The 21,137-nt window shown below is 71.9% G+C and carries 18 protein-coding genes; 4 read left to right on the forward strand and 14 right to left on the reverse strand.

Going from position 1 to position 21,137, the window contains the following annotated elements:
- Window positions 1-105 precede the first annotated feature (105 nt).
- Complete coding sequence (locus tag ACQPXB_RS35465; RefSeq protein ID WP_432845919.1) at window positions 106-585, forward strand: cupin domain-containing protein; 480 nt, start codon at window positions 106-108, stop codon at window positions 583-585.
- Window positions 586-588: 3 nt separating this feature from the next.
- On the opposite strand, the gene ACQPXB_RS35470 is transcribed toward ACQPXB_RS35465, so the two are convergent.
- Genes ACQPXB_RS35470 through ACQPXB_RS35480 form a run of 3 tightly spaced genes read right to left on the reverse strand, consistent with a single transcriptional unit; the run spans window position 589 to window position 2,493 of the window.
- Entirely contained in the window at window positions 589-1,392 is an 804-nt protein-coding gene (locus ACQPXB_RS35470) for a phosphate ABC transporter ATP-binding protein (protein WP_366586558.1), read from the reverse strand.
- A gap of 10 nt (window positions 1,393-1,402) precedes the next feature.
- Window positions 1,403-2,290, reverse strand: coding sequence for a class E sortase (locus tag ACQPXB_RS35475; protein ID WP_366586560.1), 888 nt, complete (start codon window positions 2,288-2,290; stop codon window positions 1,403-1,405).
- Window positions 2,284-2,493 carry a hypothetical protein gene (locus ACQPXB_RS35480; protein WP_366586563.1) on the reverse strand — a complete coding sequence of 70 codons (210 nt, stop codon included), beginning with the start codon at window positions 2,491-2,493 and terminating at the stop codon, window positions 2,284-2,286. The genes ACQPXB_RS35475 and ACQPXB_RS35480 overlap by 7 nt, the downstream gene beginning before the upstream one ends.
- A gap of 4 nt (window positions 2,494-2,497) precedes the next feature.
- Between ACQPXB_RS35480 and ACQPXB_RS35485 the strand changes: the two genes are divergently transcribed.
- Window positions 2,498-3,022 (forward strand): hypothetical protein, encoded by a 525-nt coding sequence (locus ACQPXB_RS35485; protein WP_432845920.1) that lies wholly within the window; start codon window positions 2,498-2,500, stop codon window positions 3,020-3,022.
- Window positions 3,023-3,518: 496 nt separating this feature from the next.
- On the opposite strand, the gene ACQPXB_RS35490 is transcribed toward ACQPXB_RS35485, so the two are convergent.
- From ACQPXB_RS35490 to ACQPXB_RS35535, 10 genes are all read right to left on the reverse strand, one after another.
- Window positions 3,519-4,253 (reverse strand): hypothetical protein, encoded by a 735-nt coding sequence (locus tag ACQPXB_RS35490; protein WP_432845921.1) that lies wholly within the window; start codon window positions 4,251-4,253, stop codon window positions 3,519-3,521.
- Window positions 4,237-5,313 carry a DUF916 domain-containing protein gene (locus ACQPXB_RS35495; protein WP_432845922.1) on the reverse strand — a complete coding sequence of 359 codons (1,077 nt, stop codon included), beginning with the start codon at window positions 5,311-5,313 and terminating at the stop codon, window positions 4,237-4,239. The genes ACQPXB_RS35490 and ACQPXB_RS35495 overlap by 17 nt, the downstream gene beginning before the upstream one ends.
- An 83-nt stretch (window positions 5,314-5,396) precedes the next feature.
- Entirely contained in the window at window positions 5,397-6,977 is a 1,581-nt protein-coding gene (locus tag ACQPXB_RS35500; RefSeq protein ID WP_432845923.1) for an Ig-like domain repeat protein, read from the reverse strand.
- A 20-nt stretch (window positions 6,978-6,997) separates the two neighbouring features.
- Window positions 6,998-7,981, reverse strand: a complete 984-nt coding sequence (locus tag ACQPXB_RS35505) for a hypothetical protein (protein WP_432845924.1) — start codon at window positions 7,979-7,981, stop codon at window positions 6,998-7,000.
- Between the two features lie 150 nt (window positions 7,982-8,131).
- Window positions 8,132-10,525, reverse strand: coding sequence for a hypothetical protein (locus ACQPXB_RS35510; protein WP_432845925.1), 2,394 nt, complete (start codon window positions 10,523-10,525; stop codon window positions 8,132-8,134).
- The gene (gene pstS, locus ACQPXB_RS35515; protein ID WP_366586584.1) at window positions 10,522-12,129 is read right to left on the reverse strand and encodes a phosphate ABC transporter substrate-binding protein PstS; all 1,608 of its coding nucleotides are present in this window, start codon (window positions 12,127-12,129) and stop codon (window positions 10,522-10,524) included. Before pstS ends, ACQPXB_RS35510 begins: the two co-directional genes overlap by 4 nt.
- Window positions 12,126-13,325, reverse strand: a complete 1,200-nt coding sequence (gene pstA / locus ACQPXB_RS35520; protein WP_432845926.1) for a phosphate ABC transporter permease PstA — start codon at window positions 13,323-13,325, stop codon at window positions 12,126-12,128. The genes pstS and pstA overlap by 4 nt, the downstream gene beginning before the upstream one ends.
- Window positions 13,322-14,329: a phosphate ABC transporter permease subunit PstC gene (gene pstC / locus ACQPXB_RS35525; protein ID WP_432845927.1), complete on the reverse strand. Its 1,008-nt coding sequence runs from the start codon at window positions 14,327-14,329 to the stop codon at window positions 13,322-13,324. Before pstC ends, pstA begins: the two co-directional genes overlap by 4 nt.
- Window positions 14,330-14,401: 72 nt before the next feature.
- The gene (locus ACQPXB_RS35530; protein WP_366586591.1) at window positions 14,402-14,785 is read right to left on the reverse strand and encodes a hypothetical protein; all 384 of its coding nucleotides are present in this window, start codon (window positions 14,783-14,785) and stop codon (window positions 14,402-14,404) included.
- Between the two features lie 365 nt (window positions 14,786-15,150).
- Entirely contained in the window at window positions 15,151-15,813 is a 663-nt protein-coding gene (locus tag ACQPXB_RS35535; protein ID WP_366586594.1) for a peroxiredoxin-like family protein, read from the reverse strand.
- Between the two features lie 124 nt (window positions 15,814-15,937).
- On the opposite strand from ACQPXB_RS35535, the gene ACQPXB_RS35540 reads away from it, so the two are divergent.
- Together ACQPXB_RS35540 and ACQPXB_RS35545 are read left to right on the forward strand one after the other, a co-directional pair.
- Window positions 15,938-16,555, forward strand: coding sequence for a TetR/AcrR family transcriptional regulator (locus tag ACQPXB_RS35540; RefSeq protein ID WP_366586597.1), 618 nt, complete (start codon window positions 15,938-15,940; stop codon window positions 16,553-16,555).
- Between the two features lie 239 nt (window positions 16,556-16,794).
- Window positions 16,795-17,310: a nitroreductase family protein gene (locus ACQPXB_RS35545; RefSeq protein ID WP_366586599.1), complete on the forward strand. Its 516-nt coding sequence runs from the start codon at window positions 16,795-16,797 to the stop codon at window positions 17,308-17,310.
- Window positions 17,311-17,475: 165 nt separating this feature from the next.
- On the opposite strand, the gene ACQPXB_RS35550 is transcribed toward ACQPXB_RS35545, so the two are convergent.
- Window positions 17,476-21,051, reverse strand: coding sequence for a helix-turn-helix domain-containing protein (locus tag ACQPXB_RS35550; RefSeq protein WP_432845928.1), 3,576 nt, complete (start codon window positions 21,049-21,051; stop codon window positions 17,476-17,478).
- Window positions 21,052-21,137: the final 86 nt, after the last annotated feature.

Raw genomic sequence — 21,137 nt, forward strand, 5'->3', positions numbered from 1 at the left:
CCCGCGAAGTGGCCCAATGATCTTGAGCCGAAGTGACCCGCGTTCCGGTGCCGTCCCGACCTTACGGTCGAGAGGGAGATCAACTACCGGGCGGGAGTGCGGACCATGAACAGGACAGTCAAGACAACATTGGTTTCCCTGCTGGCACTGGCCGGCGTGGCAGCGTGCGGCTCGGGTCGAGCGGCCGACCTGGCGCCGGCCGCCGGCAGCCCCAGCAGCGGCGGCCTGGCAGAGCACCAGACGAAGGCCGGTGCCGTCACCCGGCTCATGACCCAGGCCCTGCCCGACATCCCGGGCAAGGAGGGCATGATCGAGATCGTCGACTTCGCGCCCGGGGAGGCCTCCCAGGTGCACCGGCACAACTGCGACCTGTTCGTCTACGTCCTCCAGGGAAGTGTTGTCACGCAGGTGAAAGGCGGCAAGCTGCAGACCGTCAACACCGGGGGCGTCTTCTTCGAGTCCCCCACCGACGTGCACGTCGTGAGTCGCAACGCGAGCACCACGGAGCCGGCGAAGCTGGCCGTGTTCTACGTGAAGGCGAAGGGGACGCCGCCGACGGTCATCCTCAACGACGACGGCGAGTAGGGCTCAGCCGAAGCGGCCGTGGACGTAGTCGGCGGTGCGGTCGTCGTGGGGTGACTCGAAGATCGTGGTGGTCGGGCCGGCCTCCACGATGCCGCCGGGGGCGCCCTCTTCGGCGAGGAAGAAGGCGCACTGCGCGGAAACCCGTTGGGCCTGCTGCATGTTGTGGGTGACGATCACGATGGTCACCTCGCCGCTGAGGTCCTCGATGGTCTGCTCGATGCGGCGCGTCGACGTCGGGTCGAGCGCCGAGCACGGCTCGTCCATGAGCAGGACCTTCGGGCGGACCGCGAGGGCCCGGGCGATGCACAGGCGCTGCTGCTGGCCGCCGGACAGCGCACCGCCGGGCTGGCGGAGGCGGTCGCGGACCTCTTTCCACAGGCCGGCCTTGATGAGGCACTCGGCGACGAGATCGTCCTTTTCGGAGCTGCGCACCTTGGTGCCCGTGAGTTTCAGGCCGGCGGTCACGTTGTCGAAGATGGACATCGCCGGGAACGGGTTGGGCTTCTGGAACACCATGCCGATGTGGCGGCGCGCGTCGGTGAGCTTCCACGACGGGTCGTAGATGTCGTCGCCCCCGAGGAGGACCTCACCGGCGAGCGTGGCGCTGGGCACGAGCTCGTGCATGCGGTTGAGGATGCGCAGGAACGTCGACTTCCCGCATCCCGACGGGCCGATCAGCGCGGTGACGGACCGCGCGGGCATGGTCAGCGACACGCGGTCGAGCACCTTGCGGTCGCCGAACCACGCGGACACCGCGCGCGCCTCGATCGACGTGGTCTCCTCGACCGACGGCAGCAGCATGGTCATCCTGGTCTCCTCACAACAGGTTCGGCAGCAGCGAAGCCGCCTGGTCGGCCACCGTGACGCCGAGCGCGCCGAGCAGCGGCACCCCGATCACCCACGAATGCCACTTGCCGACGCGTTGGTGGACGTACACGACTCCGGCCGCGCTCACCACGAGCAGCAGCCCCCACAGCACGAGCGGCACCATCGCCGCCGGGTCGCCCGAGAGCGCCTGCTCCGACTCGCTCATCGCCGACGCCGGCAGCACGCCCCCGATCCCGACGGCCGGGGTGAGCAGCCGCGCGTCGACGCGCAGGACGTCGGCGGGCAGGCCCGGCGGGCCGTCGGCGGTGACGAGCGTCAGCCGCCCCTGGCCCTGTGCGGGCGGGGCCGGCTGCGGGTCGCCGCTGTGGCGCACGCCCAGCACCTCGTACTCGTGTTTGCCCTGCCCGGTGGTGACGCTGATCAGGTCGCCGCGCTTGAGCTTGCCGATGTCCAGGAACGGCGAGCCGTACCCCGCGCGCCGGCCGAGCACCACGCTCGTGCCCGCCTGGCCCGGCAGCACCGTGTCCCGGCGGTGCCCCGGCCCGGACTTCAGGACCTCCGACGTCGACCCCTCGCCGACGACCTCGCGCACCCCGATCCGCGGCACCGTCAGCACCGCCACCGGCGTCCCCGGCTCCAGCGGGTGCCCGTCGGGGTCGTAGCCGCCGGCCGGCGCGGTGGCGTTCGCGAGCTGGTCGCGGAACGCCGCGTACGCGCGGTCCTGGTCGCGGTTGTGCGCCAGCTGCCCGATCACGGCGATCTGCACGACCAGGCACAGCATGAGCGCGCCGACGATCGACAGCGCCTGCCCGGTCACCCACACCGCCGCGGGTTTCCCCGTCGGCGGTGCGGCGACGTCCGTCTCGATGGTCACCATGTGCGGCGGGCATCCGCCCTGCGCCGGCGGACCGCGATGAGCGCCACGGCGCCCAGCCCGATCAGCACGGCCGCGGCCAGGACGAAGAACCCGAGGTCGAACCCGGTGTAGGCCAGCGTGCGGCCCGGCACGTCGGTACCGACGTTCTCCCCCGCGCTGCCCCCCGAGCCGGGAGTGCCGGTGTCACCGGGCGGGACGGTCACCGAAGTGTCGCTTGTGGACGTGCTCGACGACGTGTCCGTCGCCGAGGTCGTCTCGGTGTCGGAGACCGTGCCGGAGGACGTCGTCGTGGCGGTCGTGGAAGCCGGCGTGGTGGTGCTGGGCGAAGTCGTGGACGTCCGCGGGGTGGTGGTCGTCGAGGTGGGCGAGCTCGTGGACGTGCGGGTCGAGGTGGAAGTCGGCGCCGAGGTACCCGTCGAAGTTGTCGTGGTCGTGGTCGTGGCGCTCGTGCTCGTGGTGCCCGTGGTCGTGGTCGACGTCGGCGTGCCCGTGGCGCCAGTGGTGGTGGTGCTCGTGGTGGTCGGCGACGTCGTGGTCGCCGTGGTCGTCGGAGTGTCCGAAGTAGACGGCGTGGTCGTGGTCGACGCCGGGCTCGAAGTCGTCGTAGAAGTCGAGGTGGCCGTGGACGTCGACGTCGTGGTGGAGGTCGAGGTCGGCTGCGAGGTGCTCACCGACGTCGGTGTGGTCGGCGTCGTCGACACGGGCGGCCCGCTCGGGTCCGTCGACTGGTAGTGCGTCGCGTCCGTGAAGTACATGTTCGCCGTGAAGGTGCCGGTCGACGTCTGCGAGAACGAGTCCATACAGGACACCTGCACCACGTAGGTGCCGGCCACGACCTCGGTCTGGTTGTCCGTGGCAATGTCGGTCATGCCCTTGGTGAACTGCACCGGGAAGGGCTGCGTGGTGGAGAAGTCCACGTCCTGCAGCCCGAACGTCGCCACCAGCCCGGGCGCGAACCCGCCGGGCCCGAAGACGTGCGCGATGTAGGAGTCGGAGTCCGGGGTGCAGCCCTGCGACGTGCGCACGACGGGAGCCGTGGCCCCGGTGCCCGTGGGCGGTTCGAGGGTGAGGGTGCCGAGGCTGCCCGGCGGGGGCAGCGCGGCCGAGGCGGTGGAGGTCACCAGGGTCACCACGACGATCGCCGCCGCGGCCGCCGAGGCACCCGCCACCACGAGCTGACGCTTACGCATGAAAGCTTTCCTTCCGCTGTTCAGGGGACAACCGCACTTCACCGGGCACGCCGGCGCACCACCCACGCGGCGAGCGCCACCGCGGCGACCACCAGGCCCACGCCCGCCACGAGGGCGAACGCGCCGATCAGCGTCGTCGACGGTTCCGCCGGTGCGGCCGCGTTTTCCGGCGCCGGAGCGCTCGTCCGCGGCCCGCCGCTGCTGCCGGATCCCGGGAGCGGGACCGGGGTCGAACCCGCGCCGGGCCCGGCCGGCACGGCCGACGTCGGCGGCACAACGCGCGACGAGGGCGGCGGCGCGGAAGATGTGGTCTCGGGCGCCCGGTTCGGGCCCTTCGCCGCGCCGAGCGCCGCGTACTTCACCGGGCGGTCGAACTTCAGCGACGCGGTGAACTCGCCCTTGCTCTCCTGGCTGAACGAGTCGATGCAGTACAGCGTCACGTCGTACTTGCCCGAAAGCGAGGTTCCGTTGTCCGCGGCGAAGTCCTTGAGCGTCTGGGCGAGGAACACGTCGAAGCCGCCCGTGTGCGACAGGCCGACGTCGGTGTTCGCGACGACCACCTGCCCCGCGGCGGGCATGCCCTTGCCGCGCAGGCTCGCGTAGTACGCGTCGGCGTCGGCCGGGCAGCCGGCGCTGGTGTGCATGCGGATCGAAGACGCGTCCTGGCCTTCGCCGGGCGTCACGACCAGGCCGCCGATCGGCGCCGCCTGGGCGGGCGCCGTGAACAGGACCAGCCCGCCCGCGACGAGCAGGAGCTCAGTGCGCAGCCGCATGTTCGGCCACCTCCTCCGCCGGCGGGGCTTCGGTCGTGCCACCACGCCGACGTCTGCGCCGCGTGAACACCACGGCGAGCACGCCGAGGACCAGCACCAGGAGGATGCCGAGGAACGCCCACGGCACGGCGCTCAGCGTCAGGGTCTCCTCCACGGGCTCCACCGGGTCGGTGAACCCGGCCACCGGGTGCGGGTCGACGTGCACGGTCGCGTTCAGCCAGCCCGCGGGCAGCAGGCCGGAGACCTTCGTGGTCACCTTGAACAGCCCGCCCGGCAGCAGCTCCGGGATCGGCGGCAGCGCGGCACTGTCCACAGTGGTCCCCCACGGCGTGCTCACGCCCACGCGCTGCGTGCCCGAAAGGCGGGTGTTGCCGGTGTTGCGCACGGTGTAGCTCACGGTCGCGTCGCCGCGGCCGAACGGCGTCGGGTCGTAGGTGCCGGTGAGGCCGGTGATCGCGAGCCGCGGCGTGAGCTGCCCGGTCACGCGCAGGTAGATGCGCGCGCCGACGCGCTGCTCGACCGAGACCCGCTGCCCGTTCGCGCCCGTCTGCTCGGTGGTCAGCGCGGCGACGAGGCCCGCCGCGTGGTCACCGGGGGTCGCGTTCACGGGGATGGTCAGGCTGAAGGGGACGATCGAGACCGACCGGGGCTTGAGTGAGACGCTGGTCTGCGCGGGTTTGGTCCAGGCCCCGGCGTCCACCGACTTCTTGCCGGCGGCGAGCAGGTCGAACCCGCCCTCCGGGGTGTTGAACGCATCGCTCGCATAGATCTTCAGCGTCACCGGGGTGGTGCCGACGTTGGAGACGGCGACGTAGTCCTTGACGACGGCGCCGGGTGTGGCGCCGTAACCGAAACTCGGCCGGTTGTCCGGCGCCTTCGCGGTGGCGGGGCGCACGCCGAACGTCACGCGCCGGTCCCCCGCGGGCGGCTGGGCGGCCGGGCGGAAAGCGGCCTGGGCACCGAGGTGAGAAGACGGGTGCGCCTCGGCGGGAGCGGCGGAGGCGGTGGCGGCGGGCGCGAAACCCAGCAGGAGCGCGGCGGCCAGTGCCACGAGGCGCATCGGCGTTTCCCTTCGGACGGAAGAACGACTGGGGGCCGGGTCTCCGGCGGGCGGCCGGCACCGCGCCGCCGGAGACCCGGTGATCAGATGGCGGTGAGCGTGAGCACCGCGGTGTAGGTGCCGGCGACGGTCGACGTCGGCACGTTCAGCGAGAGCCCGGCGCCGAGGTGCGCCGTGCCGTTGCCACCGTTCGAAGCGGCGGTGGCGAGGGTGCGGGAACCCGCCAGGCCGAGGCCCGCCGGAGCGGCCGCGCCCGGCTCCACGGCCGCGGCCGGGCCGACGGCCGGGCCCGCGGTGATGTTCTGCGCGGCCACCTTGTCGACCAGGACCGGGGTCCAGCCGAGGTTGGCGGCGTTGATCGCGTGCGCAGCACCGTCACCGAAGTCGGTCGCCTGGCCGGAGACGTTCCAGCCCGGGTTCCCGGCGCGGGTGTCGGTGACCGTGACCGGGTTCAGCTGGCCCGAGGTCTGCAGCATCGAGGCGTCGGGGAGCATCGTCGGCGACGGCAGGGTCACGTTCTCGTTGTCGACGCTGATGAGCAGCTCACCCGCGTTGACGGTCGTGGTGATGTTCTCCGAGGTGGCCACGCCCGCGAAGGCGGTCACCGACAGCGGCACACCGGCCGACTCCGAGGCCACGAACGCCGCCGGGTTGGCCGGGACGAACTTGGCGGTGAAGGTGTGGTCGCCCACGCCCAGCGTCGAGGTGTTCAGCGTCGCGGTGCCACCGGACAGCGCGACCGGGTTGCCCAGGTTCGCACCACCGTCGGTGAACTGGATCGAGCCGGCCGCACCCGCGGGGTTGACCGACGCGTTCAGCGTCACCGTGCTGAACTGCTGGGCCGTGCCGCTCGGCGTGACCGAGAGCGCGGTCGTGGTCGGGGTCGCGACCGGGGCGTTGACCTGGTAGGTCACCGCCGCCGACGTCGAGCCGCCGACGTTCTGCGAACCACCGGTGAAGACGGCGGTCAGCGAGTGGCTGCCGGCGGTCAGCGCCGACGTGGTCAGCACCGCGGTGCCACCGTTGACGGCGACCGGGTTGCCCAGGTTCGCCGCGCCGTCCTTGAACTGCACGGTGCCGCCGGCCGAGGCCGGGGTGACCGTGGCGGTCAGGGTGACGGGGCTGCCCTGCGTGGCCGGGGAAGCCGGCGAGACCGCGAGCGACGTGCTGGTCGAGACCGGCGCGTCGGGGTCGGTGCTCTGGTAGTGCGTGGCGTCGGTGAAGTAGATCGCCTGGGTGAAGGTGCCCTGCACCTCCTGCGAGAACGAGTCGATGCAGCTCGCGACCAGGTCGTAGCGGCCGGGCTGGACGGTGGTGCTGTTGTCCAGCGCGATGTCCTTCATCGACAGGCCCAGCTGGACGGGGAAACCGTCCGTGTGGGACAGGCCGACGTCGGTGGTGGTCGTCGCGATGAGACCGTTGGTGAAGCCGCCGGGGCCGAAGACGTACAGGTAGTACGCGTCGGAGGTCTCCGGGCAGCCCGCCGACGTGGTGGCCACGCCCGCGGTGGTGTCGACGCCCGTGGCCGGGCTCAGGGTCAGGGTGCCGAGCGTGCCCGGCGCAACGGCGGCCGAGGCCGTCGAGAGCGTGCCCATCGCCGCCAGCGCGGCGGTGACGATGACACCGCCCACGGCGACGCGGCGCAGCAGGGATCTGGTGCTCATGGAAGAGGTCCTTTTCCGGGTCAGGGCGTGACGATGCTGGTGTCGCCGCAGTTGGCGGCCTTGCCGAAGCCGTACTTCGTGATCACGTCGCCGGCGGCGCAGATCGCGGAGTCGGGGCCGACGAAGGTGCCGGCGTACGGCGCGTTGCCCACCTGGGCGCTCGGGATGACGTTGTAGACGTCCCGCTTGAACGACGAGGAGGTGTTCAGCGACGTCGGCGAGATGCCGTTGAGCGTGGCCAGCACGGCCTTGCCCTGCACGGCCGGGACCACGCCGTTGATCTGGCTCTGGTACTGGGCGATCGAGTACGGCGCGACGTTCGCCGGGTCCGTCAGGAACGTGCCGGTGTTCTCCTCGATCGGCGCGTTCGTCGGGTCGGTGTCGTGCACGCACGGGAACGTGGTGGTGTAGTTCGCGGCGTTCGTCAGGCCCAGCGAGGACAGGAAGAACGCGCGAGTGCCCGAGCCGAACTTCGGCAGCAGCGGCTTGTAGGTCGTGCCGACGCCCGGGGCGGTGCAGTTGTAGATGCTCTTGAGCTGCGCGGTGGTCAGCTTCTTCGAGATCGAGCTGTCCGAGCGCACCGCGTAGGTCACGGCGTCGACGGCGAACGGCACGTAGGTGAGGTTCTTGCCGGCGTAGCTCGACGAGTTGTTGGCCGAGGACCGCGCGAACTGCACGCAGTTGGTGCCGTTGTCGAGCGAGGCGACCAGGGCGTTGACGCCCTCACCCGAGTTGGCCGGGCGCGGGATGGTGCAGTTCGGCGTCGACGCGTCGTTCGTGGTGATGGTGGGCGAGCCCACCGCGTCGTAGGAGGCGATGATCTTGGTGCCGCCGACGGTGATCGCGTCGGAGAGGCCGTTCACCACGCCCTGCGTGGTGTCGGAGCCGACACCCGCGAGCTGGCGGAAGGTCGGCGTGCCGCTCGGGTCGGCCTGCGCCACCCCGCTCAGGCCGAGCACCAGGGCCGCCGCGGCGACCGTGACGAGGGTTTTTCTTCTGCTCACTTCAGGTATCCTTTTCGCAGCAGGAATGCCCGGACTCGTCGTCCGGACCTGCCGGCGTCGCCGTTTTGCGGTCGTGACGCCGGTCTTGCCGGTTGCACCCGGCCCGTCGAGCTCAGGAGCGGCAACTCCCGGGCCGGCGGGCCGCGGACATCACCTCCCCATCCGCTTGCTCAGGCGCGTCAGCGCGGGCCCGGAGGCGACGGCGACTGCGCCCGCCGCGAGCAGGATCACCAGCAGGTAGCGCACGAACCCGACGGGCGAGCCCGGGGTGGGCCGTGTCTGCGCCACGTTCTGCTGGTCGGCCGTGGAAGTCGGCGGTGCCTTGACGGCCAGGGGTGCACCGCCCGGTGCGTTCGGCGGAGGTCCGGCGCCGGTGCCGGGCGTGCCGCCCACGCCGCCGGTGCCACCCGAGCCGTCCGACACCGGGGGCAGGTCGCCGCCGCTGGCGCCACCCGCGCCCGCACCGGACGTCTGGTCGCCGGACGGGGGCGGGGTGGTCTGGCCGGACTGGGCCGCGATCGTGTCGGCGGCGGCCACGGTCTGCGCGCGCATCGCCTCGGGCAGCGGCACGTAGCCGGCCGGCAGGGTGCCCGCCTCGATGCCGGGCGTCTGGCCGTTCCCCACCGCGTACTTGAGGAACGCGGCGTAGTCGGCCCCGGCCTGTTTGTCCAAAGCGGACGGTGCGGTCGCGGCGTAGGCGAGGTTCGTGAGCGGGTACGCGTCGGCGGCGGTCGTCGTCGGGTCCAGGTGCAGGACATCCTTGACCGCGCCGGGTTTCGCGGCCGCGACGGCGGCGAGCATCGCCGAGTCGGTCGGCGCGACGAACGCGCCCGAGGAGTTGCGCAGCTTGGCCGTGGGCAGGCCGTAACGCTCGGCCGTCGGGGTGTCGACCACGGCCAGCAGGCTGCGCTGGCCCTGGGGTTCGCGGTCGACGGCCTTGAGCTCCGGCGCGCCCGTCGGTGTCGCGAAGCCGGTGGGGGCCTTGCCGAGCGTGTCACCGCGGCTGATGGCGCGGCCGGCCTCGTGCATGTCGTTGGCGAGCGGGCGCAGGTCGAGCGCGCAGCTGGCCAGCAGCCCCGTGCCGGCGCACGTCAGGTCGGAGCGAGGGAAGTTGGACACCGGCAGGTTCGTGCCGCGGAAGGACGGATTGACCTTCATGCCGTCCGGGTCGGGCACGCCGTTGACGAAGTCGGACGCGTCCTTGTCGGCCTTGATCCAGTTCCACAGCATGGTGGTGGCGTCCATGTCCACAGTGGGCACAAGGGCGTCCACAGCGGACATCAGCCGGCCGGAGTCCTTGAAGTCGGGGTTGAGCCGGAGGAACTCGGGATCGAGCGTGAGCGAGTCCGGGTTGCCCTTGAGGTAGTCCTGGCGCGTGGGCAAAGACAGCACGTACGACTGCGTGAGCAGCTTCGCCACGAGCCGCGGGTTGAGGTTCATCTCGGTGATCTGCTCGCCGTCGCGTTGCCACACCTCGGGCGGCACCACGCCTTCGCCGGCCGACTGGCGCTCGGTGATGAACGCGATGCTCAACCCGGACAACGCGATCGGCGCGTACACCAATGGTTTCGTGACCTGGTCCTGTGGCACCGGATCGGTCATGAACGCGAGGCCGGGGTTGTCCGACACCACGGTCTGGCGAGCGACGCCGTCGGGCACCTGGGTGAAGCCGTAGACGGTGCCGCCGCCGGCGCACAGCGTCGGCTGCCAGCGCAGCACGGCTTCGGACAGGAACTCGTCACCCGAGGTCTGCCGCTCGGCCGCGCCCAGGGGGCACGAGTCGCCCACCGGCTGGAACTTCAGCGGCACCGAGATGTGGTTGTTCCAGTTCGTCTGGCTCAACGGCGACGAGTCCAGCTGCGGCCGGTTGTCTCCGACACCGACCTCGGTGCCGTCGACCTCCCGGTCGCCGCGCGGCACGATCACCAGCCAGCACCCGCGCGGCGCGCCGTTGACGACGGTGCCGCAGCCGAGGCCGTCGGCCTCGAGCGCGGTCTGCACCTCGAAGTCGACCTCGCCGCCGCCGTCGAGCCGGGTTTTGGCGAGCGGGACCTCGTTGGTGGTGCCGGCGGTGAAGAACTCTCCGGTCGAGGTCGTCATGACGCCGGAGACGGACGTGAACGGGACCACGGCCTGCTTGCCGTCCGCGGGTTTGATCGTCTCCAGCCCGTCTTTCAGGGTGCCGTAGCTGACCTGCCGCAGCCGCGTCCACGCGCCCGCGACCGGCGAGCCCTGCGCGGCGAGACCGCCGTACTGGCACTGTTCCCGCTTCGGACCGGCCGGATCGTCGCCCCAGCACTGCATGATCTGCAGGTAGTTGGTGGCGAAGTTGCCCGACGGGCCGGTCGGCTGCCCACCGGTCCAGGTCACCCGCACGGTCTGGTTGATCAGGTCGGTGGTCTGGCTGACCGTCACCTTCAGCGAGGAGAACGCGCCGGTGCCCGACACGGTGACCGCGGATCCGGTCTCGGCCTGGCTGGGGGCGGCCACGAGCAGCGCGGCCAGGGCGAGCAAGGCGGCCAGCAGGAGTCTGAGGTACTTCACGACCGGTCCCTGTCCTTGGTGAGGCGGCGGGCGAGGAACGGCGGGCCAATCACGAGCCCGAGCAGCAGCGCGACGGCCACGGACGTGAGCAGCGCCGCCGTGGCGTCGTCGCGCTGGGCGAGCGACACGGGCACCGACGAGCCACCGTCGGCGAGGTTCTGCGTGCCGACGGGCAGGCCGGTGTCGGGGTCGATCGCGCCGCCGCCGGGACCGTTGGCGGTGCCCGGCGCGCCCGGGGTCGAGCTCGTGTTCCCGGGGGTGCCGGCCGTCCCGCCGGGGCCGTTGCCGGCGGTGCCGCCCGGTCCGCCAGTGGTGTTCGAGTGGCTGCCCGCGCCGTTGTTCGGCGTCGAGGACTTCGCGCCGCCGGTGCCGGTGGTGCACTGGACCACGCCGATCTTGTCGCACGGCGAGGGCTGCGGGGCGTTCTTGGCGAGCAGGTTCGTGCCGTCCGGCGAGAAGGTCGGGTTGTGGCACTTCGTGATGTCAGTGGGCTTCTTCGTCGAACCGGGGATCCGGGCCACCTGGTTGAGGCCGGCCTGCACCAGGTTGATCGGCAGCGGCGAGTAGCCCAGCTGATCGGCCTGTTGCTGGCCCTCGCACAGGAAGTAGTAGGCGAAGTCCGACAGCGTCCGTCCTTTCTCGACGGTGAACGGCGCCGTCGGCGTGGTCGGCAGGATCATGTAGCTGTAGCTGGACAACGGGTACGTGCGCGGGTCGGGGTTCGTGTAGACGTTCCCGAGCTCCTGGGTCAGGTCCGGTTTGATCTGGGCCGAGAGCAGCGCGACCGCGACGCTCGGCGCCTTCGGCTCGATATAGTACCCGGCCTGGTTGAGCACCTTGGCGATGGGGAACCCGGCGTTGCGCGCGTAGGAGTACTCGACGTAGGTGATCGCGCCCTCGCTCTGGTCCTGGCGCACGAAGTTGGTGACGCCGAGCGAGCCCGACTGCCCGATCATCGGTGGCACGAGCGGGTAGTTCGAGGTGAACCCGCACGGGGTCGAGCGTCCGGCCTTGCGGCAGAAGGCGTCCCACAGCGAGCCGTACTGGCGGGCCATGTAGGTGGTGAACTGCGCGCTGGTGCCCGAACCGTCCGAGCGCACCACCGGGATGATCTTGCGGGCCGGCAGGGTCAGGCCCGGGTTGTCGGCCTTGATCGCCGGGTCGGCCCAGGTGGTGATGGCGCCGGTGAAGATCTGGGTGAGCGTCTTGCCCGACAGCCGCAGGTTCGTCACCCGGGTGTTGCCGATGTGCAGGTTGTACATGAACGCCGTGCCACCGGCGACGATCGGCATGTACGCGAAGCCGCGGTTGGTCGGTGCGGCGTCGGTGACGCCGGCGTCGGTCAGGCCGTACGGGATCTCCGACACACCGAAGTCGACCTGGCCCGCCTTGAACTGGTTGCGCCCGTCCGTGGAACCCGTCGCGGCGTAGCTGATCCGCATGCCGTACTGGCCGACGTTCTTGCGCCACTGGTCCAGCGCGTTCGAGCTCCACGTGGACCCCGCGCCGCTGATGGGCACGTAGCCCTGCGCGAACGCGGTGCTCTGGCCGAGCAGCACCAGCGCCAGCGCGAGCCCGACCCAGCGGAAGATCCGGCTTCTCACTGCTGTTCCCCCTGCATTCTCCGAATGAAGCGTTCGCGGTCGGCGGCCGAGGCACGTTCGCGGCGCCGGCGTCCGCCGCGGGTCAGCTCCCCGGCCGGGCGGCCGCCCGCCAGCCGGGCGATCACGAACAGCACGAGCACCAGCAGCATCAGCACGGCGGCGGCGCCGAACCCGCGGGCCTTCATGGCCTCCTCCGGCGAGGTGACCAGTGAGAAAGTCGCGAGCGGCAAGGAGATCTGCGGGCCCGAGAGCGGGTCGGCGTTGAGGTAGGCGGTGAACCCGGCGGTGATCAGCACCGGGGACGTCTCGCCGATGCCGCGCGCCGTGCCGAGCAGGATCGCCGTGGTCAGGCCCGAGCGCGCGGTCGGCAGCACCACGTGCCACACCGTGCGCAGCTGCCCGGCGCCCAGCGCGAGCGACGCCTCCCGCAGCGAGCCCGGTACGAGCCGGATCACCACGTCGGAGGCCCGGATCACGATCGGCAGCATCATCACGCTGATCGCGCACCCCGCGGCCAGCCCCGACTTCTCCAGGCCCAGCGAGAGGATCAGCGCCGCGTAGACGAACAGGCCGGCCACGATGGACGGCAGCGCGGTCATCGCGTCGACGATCGTGCGCACCAGCCGGGAGAAGAAGCCGCGGGTCTCGTTGAGGAACACCGCGCACGTGAGTCCCAAGGGGACGGTGAGCACGAGCGCGATGGCGATCTGCTCCAAGGTGCCGACCGCCGCGTGGATGATCCCGCCCTGGCTCAGCGGGTCGAGCGGGCCGGCGTTGGCCATGTCGTCGGTGAAGAAGTTCCAGTGGCTCAACGCATCGATGCCGCGCACGAGCGGGTAGCCGACGATCGTGATCAGCGACAGCAAGGCGAACGCGGCGAGGCTGTGCACGACCGCGGAGACCAGGCGGTCGCGGACCGCCAGCGCGTTGTCGGTCAAGGAGACCAGCAGCGCGTAGAGGCCGAGGAACAGCACCCACGCGATCGCGAGGAACCCGATGGCGCCGCCGAAGGGGGCGAGCTGGGTGAACACGATCGCGGTCAGCGCGATGGCCGCGACGAGCGCGCCCACCACGTTCACCGTGTCGGCGCGCCGGCCGGGCCGGGTGACGCGGCGGCGTTCGGGCGTCTCGGGTGCGTCGTCGAACTCGGGGAGCTCGGGGATTTCCGGGGTTTCCCGGGTGTCCAGGGCGGTCATGCCTCACTCCCCTGTCCGGAGCGGCTGCGCGCGATGATCGCGGACGCGCCGAAGTTGACGACGAGCGTGAGGGCGAACAGCGCGAGACCGGCCGCCATCAGCGCCGAGAGGCCGAACGGGCTGGCCGCGCCCCACTGCTGGGCGATGAGCGCCGACACGGAGTTCGCCCCGCTCTGCAGCACGTGCGGCTGGATGGTGAAGACGGGCGCGATGATCATGTACACCGCGATGGTCTCGCCGAGCGCGCGGCCGAGGCCGAGCATGGTGCCGCCGATCATCCCGCCGCGGCCGTAGGGCAGCACGACGCTGCGGATCATGCCCCAGCGCGTGGCGCCGAGCGCGTAGGCGCCTTCCCGTTCTCCGGGCGGGGCCTGGGAAAACGACTCCCGCATGACCGAGCAGGTGATCGGCATCACCATCATCCCGACCACCAGGCCGGCGAAGAAGGTGGAGCTGGCGAACACCGTCTGGCTGCTCAGCGGGTCGTTCGCGTCGTAACCGTCCACTGTGAACAGCGGGAACCAGCCGAGGTGGATCGAGAGCCAGCGCGGCACGTCGAGCAGGTTCCACTGCAGGAACACCGCGCCGAAGAGGCCGTAGACCACACTCGGGACGGCGGCCATGAGGTCCACCAGGCTGATCAGCACCCGCTTCGGCCGCGGCGGTGCGTACTCCGAGATGTACAGCGCCACCCCGCAGGCCAGCGGAAAAGCCACACACAGCGCGGTTGCGGCGATGAGCAGCGTGCCGACGAGCACCGCGGCGATGCCGAAGTTGCCGGAGTCGGGCTGCCACGCCTGAGTGGTGAGAAAGGACAGTCCGGCCCGGCCGAGTGCCTGGCTTCCGTTCTTCAGCAGAAAACCGCCCACCACCACCATGATCGTGAGCACCAGCAGCCCCGCACCCAGCAGTGCCAGGCGGAAGAAACGGTCGGCGCCGCCGGGTCTTCCGGTCTTCCGGCGGACCTGAGTTTCCCCGCCGGCGTGTTCGAGCACACCGGTCATGTCCCCTCCTCTCCGAATCACGCTCGCGCAGCTTTACCCGGACAGCTGTCGCAGGCCGGGCAAAAACATTAACTACGGACGAACACGCGTTCGGTTGATCTCGCGGCTGGATTCGGCCAGTTGATGAAAAGAACTACCCGAATTGATCGCGTGGAGACGACGGCGGTACTTGCGGCTGGACACGCCGACCGGCGTTCCGTCCAGGCGCAGCTGCCAGAGCCACATCCCCTGCTCGTCGCGCACGGTCAGAACTTGCGCGAGCTTGAGGCCGGCCTTGAGCGTCTGCACCGCGTGGGCGCAGGAATCACCGTCAGGGAAGGAATTAACCGACTGTGCGATGCTGCGGTTGTTGGCTGAGAGAAAACGCCACATGACGGCCCACCCCGAATCGGAATGCGCTCGTCCATTCAGTCCAGCAACCGAGATGGACACCATCTCGAACCGAGGCTCGGCCATCGTTTTCCTTTATTCCAGCGGTCCCCGACCGACGCGCTCAGGCTCACCCACGTCGGTATACGCCAGCCGAACAACGGGCAGCGCGGACGTGCTCCAACCGTTCACAGGGGATTAAACGCACAGTCGGGTCGAGCACCCCGGATCCGGCGATCCGGGTGGTGGACCCGAAAGACGATCTGTGGCCGCCGCCAGGGCGGGAGCCACCGTCAAAGGACGGCGGGTGGACGGACAATAACCGCCGCGGCGCAACGGTTTTCGCCCGCGCCGGGGACGACAAAGGCACCGGGCGAACCCGGTGCCTTCGGTCTTCGGCGGACGGCTGTGCGCCCGGGTCCCGCATCGGGAAAGCGGGCGCATGCCGCCGTTCAGAGCAGTTCGAGAGCCGCGACGATGTCCGAGGTCTCCGTGCGGGTGGTGTAGTTGGGGTGCACGTCGATCCAGCGGACGAAACCCTCGGCGTCGACGAGGACGACGGTGGGCATGGGGATGCCGCGGGTGCCGTCGGCGTTGATGTCGGCCAGATCGAGGCCCAGGGACTGCTGCGCTTCGCGGACCTCGTCGGTCGGGGCGGTGAGCACGCCGAGGCCGGCGGCGATCTGGTTGCCCGGGTCGGACAGCACGGTGAAGGTGAGCTCGTTCTTCTCGGCCATGGTCAGCGAGCCGTCCGGCTTCTGCGGGCTGATGGCCACGAGCTCGATGCCGCGGCCGGCGAGCGCGGGCACGAGCTGTTCCTGGTAGGTGCGCAGGGCGACGTTGCAGAACGGGCACCAGGCACCCCGGTAGGTCACGACCACGGCGGGCTTGCCGCCGCGCGCCGCGGTCAGCGTGGTGGCGGCACCGTGCGCGTCGAGCAGGTCGCCGTCGGGCATGGGCGCGCCGGCGGACAGCACGCCCGCGGGCACGCCGGCGGCATCGAGCGCGGCCTGCTCACCGCCGAACGCGGCCACGGCCCCGGCCGGCATCTTGCCCGCCAGTCCCTCCTGCAGGGCCTCGACCCGTTCGGCGATGGTGCTGCTGGTGGTGGTCACATCAAGCCTTTCGACGTCCCCGCCAGCTCCGCCGGCCGGCAGAACTGGATAGCTCGATCCAGTAGTACCGACCACGAACTGGATAGTCAAATCCAGTTAGCCGGGTTTTCCGTAGACTGGGGGCATGACAGAGACGGCGACGGCCCGCCTGACCGCACGTGGGCAGGCCACCCGGGACCGGATCGTGTCCGCGGCCGCCCAGCTGATGGCCGAACGCGGCGTGGCCGGCACCAGCACCCCCGACGTACGCGACGCCGCCGGGGTCAGCTCGTCGCAGATCTACCACTACTTCGCCGACAAAGGCGCCCTGACCAGGGCCGTCATCGAGTTCCAGACGACGCGCATCGTCGGCGGCCAGCACGCCCTGCTGTCCCGGCTCGACAGCTTCGCCGCCCTGCGCGCCTGGCGCGACGCGCTCGTGCAGCTGCAACACGACCTGCACTGCCAGGGCGGCTGCCCGCTCGCCACCCTCTCGGGCGAGCTCGCCGAACACGACGCCGGCGCGCGCGCCGCCCTCGCCCACAGCTTCACCCTCTGGGCCGAGGCCATCCGCGACGGGCTCCGGCACATGATCGACCACGGCGTGCTGCGCGCGGACACCGACGCGGAGCACCTGTCGCTGGCGATGCTGGCCGCGCTGCAGGGTGGTCTCGTGCTGGCCCAGGCGCAGCGCTCCACGAAGGCACTGGAAGCGGGCCTGGACTCGATGATCGCGATCATCGAGCGCCACGCGGCGAAGTAAGCTCCCGCGTCCACAGCGGACAGTCCACACGCGAAAGAAAGCCGTCGCCGGAAATCCGCCCGACCACGCGAGACCACGCCGGCCCACCGCATTCTCCAGCAGGCCGTGAGCCGGACGCACCTCGCACCGCCGCACCGGTTCTCCGGCAGCGTCGTCCTGCCGAACGGCCGTCTGGCTTCTCCGACCCCGCCGTGACAGCCTGGTCCGGCACCGGCCCGCCGCGTGAAGAGGAGAACGCCATGGAGACCTGGGACGCCATCCGCGCCCGTCGCAACGTCCGCAGCTACACCGGCGAGCCGGTGGCCGAAGAGCACCTCACGCGGATCGCCGAGGCCGGCTGGCGCTCGCCCTCGGCGTCGAACCGCCAGCACTGGGACTTCGTGGTCGTGACCGACCGCGAGCAGCTGCGTGAGCTCTCCACGGTCTGGCAGGGCGCCGGGCACCTCGCCGGCGCCCAGGCCGCGATCGTGCTGGTGGTGCCCGAACCGGCCGACGACCGCACACGCGTGCTCGACCAGTACGACCTCGGGCAGGCCACCTACGCCATGATGCTCGCGGCCGCAGACCTCGGCATCGGCACCGGGCACTCCTCGATCGGCGACCAGGACCGGGCGCGGGAGATCCTCGGGGTTCCGGCCGACCACGTCGTGTCGCTCATGCTGGCCATCGGCTATCCCGCCGACCGGCCGCTGCGGCCCATCAAGAACCCCACTCGCCGCCCGTTCGACGAGGTCGTGCACCGCGGCCGGTGGTGACCGTTTCGAGCACGCTCGAAAAGCTTGTCCCCCCGCCGTGGCGTCCCCAGGATGGGTGCCGCGGCGACCGCCCCGTGACCGCTCGACCATGGCGCCTGACCGCGCGCCGTCCGATGCCGGGGGTACGCCACACCGAGGTGGGGGACGGTGCGGCGTCGGAGGGGGTCAGCAAAGTGGGCGCGGGGCGGCGCCGGCGGCGTAGCGCGACCACTCCTGCGGAGTGAGCGAAGGCGCGGACGACGCGCAGATCGTCCGCGCCGCGGCCGCGGCGTCGGTGAGCCAGAAGCGCACGGCGTGGTCGGCGCCGGCGGTGGCGAGGCGGCTGCCATCGGGGGCGAAGGCGACGGAACCGACCACGTCGGTGTGGCCGGTGAGCGTCGCGAGCGCCACCGGGGCGCGGACGTCGGTGACATCCCAGAGCCGCGCGGTGTGGTCGTCGGCGGAGCTGGCGAGCAGCCCGCCGTCGGGGCTGAACGCGACGGACTGCACGGCGTCCGCGTGCGCGGTGAGCTCGGCCAGCTGCACCGGCGCCCGGCTGGTGAGGTCCCACAGGCGCACGGTGTGGTCGTCGCCGCCGGTGGCGAGCGTGCGGCCGTCGGGCGAGAACGCCACCGTGTTCACGGAGTTCGGCAGCCACGGCAGTTTCCCGGCGGCGACGGCGTGGCGCGGGTCGCGCACGTGCCAGAGCCGGACCGAGTAGTCGTCGCCGGAGCTGGCGAGGGTGGCGCCGTCCGGGCTGAAGGCGAGACCCCAGACCGTGTTGCCGTGCCCGCTGAGCTCACCGAGCAACGCGGGCGTCTTCCCGACGCTCCACAGCCGGACGACGCGCCCGTCGCCGCCGGTGGCGAGGACGGTCCCGGACGGGTCGAAGGCGAGCGCACCGACCTGGCCGTCGCCGGTGGCGAACCGCGCGAGCGGCACGGGGCTTCCCCCGGCCAGCGACCACAGGTGCACCACGCCGTCTTCGCCGCCGGACGCGAGCACTTCCCCGTTTCGCGTGAACACCACCGTGCGGATCGGCGCCGGGCCCGTGGGCAGATCCGTGACGCGGCCGCCGAGACGGAGCTGCACGGTGCCGTTGTCCTCGCCGAGCGCGAACCCGTCGTCCTGCGGCCGGAAGACGACGGAGTTCACCCCCGAGGTCACCGTGACGACCGGCGGCGGCAGGTGCCAGAGCCAGAGGTGCCCGACGTCGTCGCCCGTCACGAGCAGGCGGCCCTGCCCGGCGAACGCGGCACCGCGCACGGGCGCGGGCTGGTTCAGGACGGTGAGCGGGGTGCCGTCGGCGGTGTTCCACAGCTGCGCGGTCTGGTCGTCGCCGGTGGCGGCGAGGGTGCGGCCGTCGGGACTGAACGCGAGGTCGTGCACGTCGTTGGTGTCCGCGGACAGCACCGCGGTGCGGGCCCCGCCGGCCGACCAGAGGCCGAGCGAGTGGTCGTCGCCGGCGACGGCGATCACGCCGGGTGCCGCGGCGACCGAGCGCACGGCCGCCTTCTGCTCGCTCAGCACGGTTCCCGGCTGCCCGGGAGTCCACAGCCGCGCGGTGAAGTCCTCACTGCCGCTCACCAGCCGGCGCGAGCCGGGCACGAACGCCAGCGAGACCACAGCGGCGGTGTGGCCGGTGAGGGTGGCCGTCGGTGCGGTCGGATTTCCCGTGTCCCACAAGGAGATCGAGCCGTCGGGGTGGCCGAGGGCGAGCTGCGCCCCGTCGGAGCCGAGGGCGGCCGCGGTGACCGGTCCCGCGGCGATCGTGGCCACCGGCGCCGACCACGAGCCGTCACGCCAGATGCGCGTGGGCCCGGTTTTCCCGGTGGTGACCAGAAGACCGCCGGCTTCGGCGAACGTCGGGTCGTCGGCTGACCCGGCGATCGTCGCGGCGGGGACGAGGGAGGCGTCGGCGGTGACCGTCCAGAGGCGGGTGGACCCGTCGTCGCCGGTCGTGACCACGGTGGCGCCGCCCGCGAGCGCGGCGATCCGCCGGATCGGCGACGGATGCCCGTCCAGTTCGCGCACCTGGGTGTCGCCGGAGGAATCGAGCAGGCTGCCGCGGGCCTCGGGCGTGTCCGCGACGCGGTAGGCGGCGAGACTCAGGCGTGTGGCCAGCGACGGGTCGGTGAGGCGCAGCTCGTTCGACTCGCTCGCGAGTGCGCGGGACACAGCCTCGTCGCGCGCCCGGCTCGCGGCGCCGCTCTGGGCCACGGCCACGACCGTCGCGGCCACCGCGAGCACTGTCATCACGGCGAGGCCGGCGACGAGCCGGCGCAGCCGCCGGGTCCGGCGCCGCGCTTCGAACCGCGCGGAGTGCTCGACGGCCCGCGCGGCGGCAAGGAACTCGCGTTCGGCGGACCCGAGTCGGTCGCGGTGCGCCCGCGCCCAGTCCTCGGCCAGGTCGAGGCGCGGGCCGCGGTAGAGCAGGTCGCGGTCGTGGCCGTCGCGTTCCCACTGCTGGGCGGCGTCGCGCAACCGTTGCTGCAGCTGCAAACCCGCGCGGTCCGAGTCGATCCAGCCGCGCAGCCGCGGCCACGCGCGCAGCAGGGCTTCGTGGGCGATCGTGACGGTGCCGGTGTCGACGGTGAGCAGCCGGGCGCTCGCGAGCGCGGCCACGGCCAGCTCGGTCCCGGCCGGGTCCGGCAGCTGACGGCGCAACGTCGAACGCTCGATGCGCCGGCGGGCGTCGGGTTCGTGGTCGCCGATGCGGACCAGGTGCACGAGCAGGGCGCGCGCGGCTTCGCGGGCCCGCGGCGGCAGCGCGGCGTGCACGCGTTCGGCGGTGGCGGCCACGGCGTCGCCGATGCCGCCGGTGCGCCGGTACCCCGCGACGGTGAGCGTGCTGCCGTCGCGTTCCTGCCAGGTCGACAGCAGGGCGTGGGACAGCAGCGGCAGTGCGTCGGGTTCGGCTTCGGCCAGCAGCAGGTCGGCGAGGCCGGGCTCGAGGGTCAGCCCGGCGCGTTCGGCGGGCCCGGTGATGGCCTCGCGCAGCTGCTCCCGTCGCATCGGTCCGACGGTGACCTGGTTGGCGCGCAAGGCATCCACGAGCTCGGGATGAACGAGGCACCGGTCGTAGAAGTCCGCCCGCAGCGCCAGCACGACGAGCGCGCGGCCGGTGGCGGCGGCCCCCGCGAGCACGCGGACGAACGCCGTGCGCGTGGTCTCGGTGACGGAGTGCGTGAACAGCTCCTCGAACTGGTCGACCACGAGCACGATCCGCTCGGCGGCGGTGTCGGGCACGAGCGCCGCGCGGTGCGCGAGCTCGGCACCCGGGTCGTCGGTCGGCGTCATCGTGAGGACGGGCCAGCTCGCCGAACCCGGTGCGCCGCCGCGGGCCAGCGCGGGCAGGAGCCCGGCGTGCAGCAGCGACGACTTCCCCGCGCCCGAGGGCCCGACCAGGAGGACCGGTTTGCGGTTGGCCACGGCGGCGCGCGCGGTTTCGACCGCTTCGTCGACCAAGTCGGCGCGGCCGAAGAACCACGCGCTGTCGTCGCCGGAGAACGCGGCGAGCCCGCGGTACGGCGAGACGTCGGCGCCGGGCCGCGCCAACTCCGCGGTCAGCACCCGCACGAGGTGCCCGCCGGCGTCGAGCGCGGTGTCGAGGCGCCGGGCGAGGTCGGCCGACGCCGGTTTCGCACCCGTCTCGATCTTCGACAGGTAGCCCTTGCTGTAGTGCGTGACCGACGCCAGCGCGGCGAGGGTGAGCCTGCGCTCACCCCGGATCCGGCGGAGCTCCCGCCCGAACTGCGTCACCCCGTCTCCCCTGGTCAGACCGAGTTTCCCGCCGGGCACCGCCCAAGAGGCAACCCGATTCCGTCGCGTTCGGCGGGCGCCCGCTG

The sequence above is a fragment of the Amycolatopsis sp. CA-161197 genome, assembly GCF_050942255.1.
Classification (GTDB): domain Bacteria; phylum Actinomycetota; class Actinomycetes; order Mycobacteriales; family Pseudonocardiaceae; genus Amycolatopsis.

Excerpts from the sequence above, each read along its gene's own strand:
- ACQPXB_RS35465 (WP_432845919.1), top strand. The coding sequence starts at position 106 with ATGAACAGGACAGTCAAGACAACATTGGTTTCCCTGCTGGCACTGGCC.
- pstC (WP_432845927.1), bottom strand. The coding sequence starts at position 14,329 with ATGACCGGTGTGCTCGAACACGCCGGCGGGGAAACTCAGGTCCGCCGG.
- ACQPXB_RS35500 (WP_432845923.1), bottom strand. The coding sequence starts at position 6,977 with ATGAGCACCAGATCCCTGCTGCGCCGCGTCGCCGTGGGCGGTGTCATC.
- ACQPXB_RS35470 (WP_366586558.1), bottom strand. The coding sequence starts at position 1,392 with ATGACCATGCTGCTGCCGTCGGTCGAGGAGACCACGTCGATCGAGGCG.
- ACQPXB_RS35495 (WP_432845922.1), bottom strand. The coding sequence starts at position 5,313 with ATGCGCCTCGTGGCACTGGCCGCCGCGCTCCTGCTGGGTTTCGCGCCC.
- ACQPXB_RS35490 (WP_432845921.1), bottom strand. The coding sequence starts at position 4,253 with ATGCGGCTGCGCACTGAGCTCCTGCTCGTCGCGGGCGGGCTGGTCCTG.
- pstA (WP_432845926.1), bottom strand. The coding sequence starts at position 13,325 with ATGACCGCCCTGGACACCCGGGAAACCCCGGAAATCCCCGAGCTCCCC.
- ACQPXB_RS35475 (WP_366586560.1), bottom strand. The coding sequence starts at position 2,290 with ATGGTGACCATCGAGACGGACGTCGCCGCACCGCCGACGGGGAAACCC.
- ACQPXB_RS35540 (WP_366586597.1), top strand. The coding sequence starts at position 15,938 with ATGACAGAGACGGCGACGGCCCGCCTGACCGCACGTGGGCAGGCCACC.
- ACQPXB_RS35530 (WP_366586591.1), bottom strand. The coding sequence starts at position 14,785 with ATGGCCGAGCCTCGGTTCGAGATGGTGTCCATCTCGGTTGCTGGACTG.
- ACQPXB_RS35545 (WP_366586599.1), top strand. The coding sequence starts at position 16,795 with ATGGAGACCTGGGACGCCATCCGCGCCCGTCGCAACGTCCGCAGCTAC.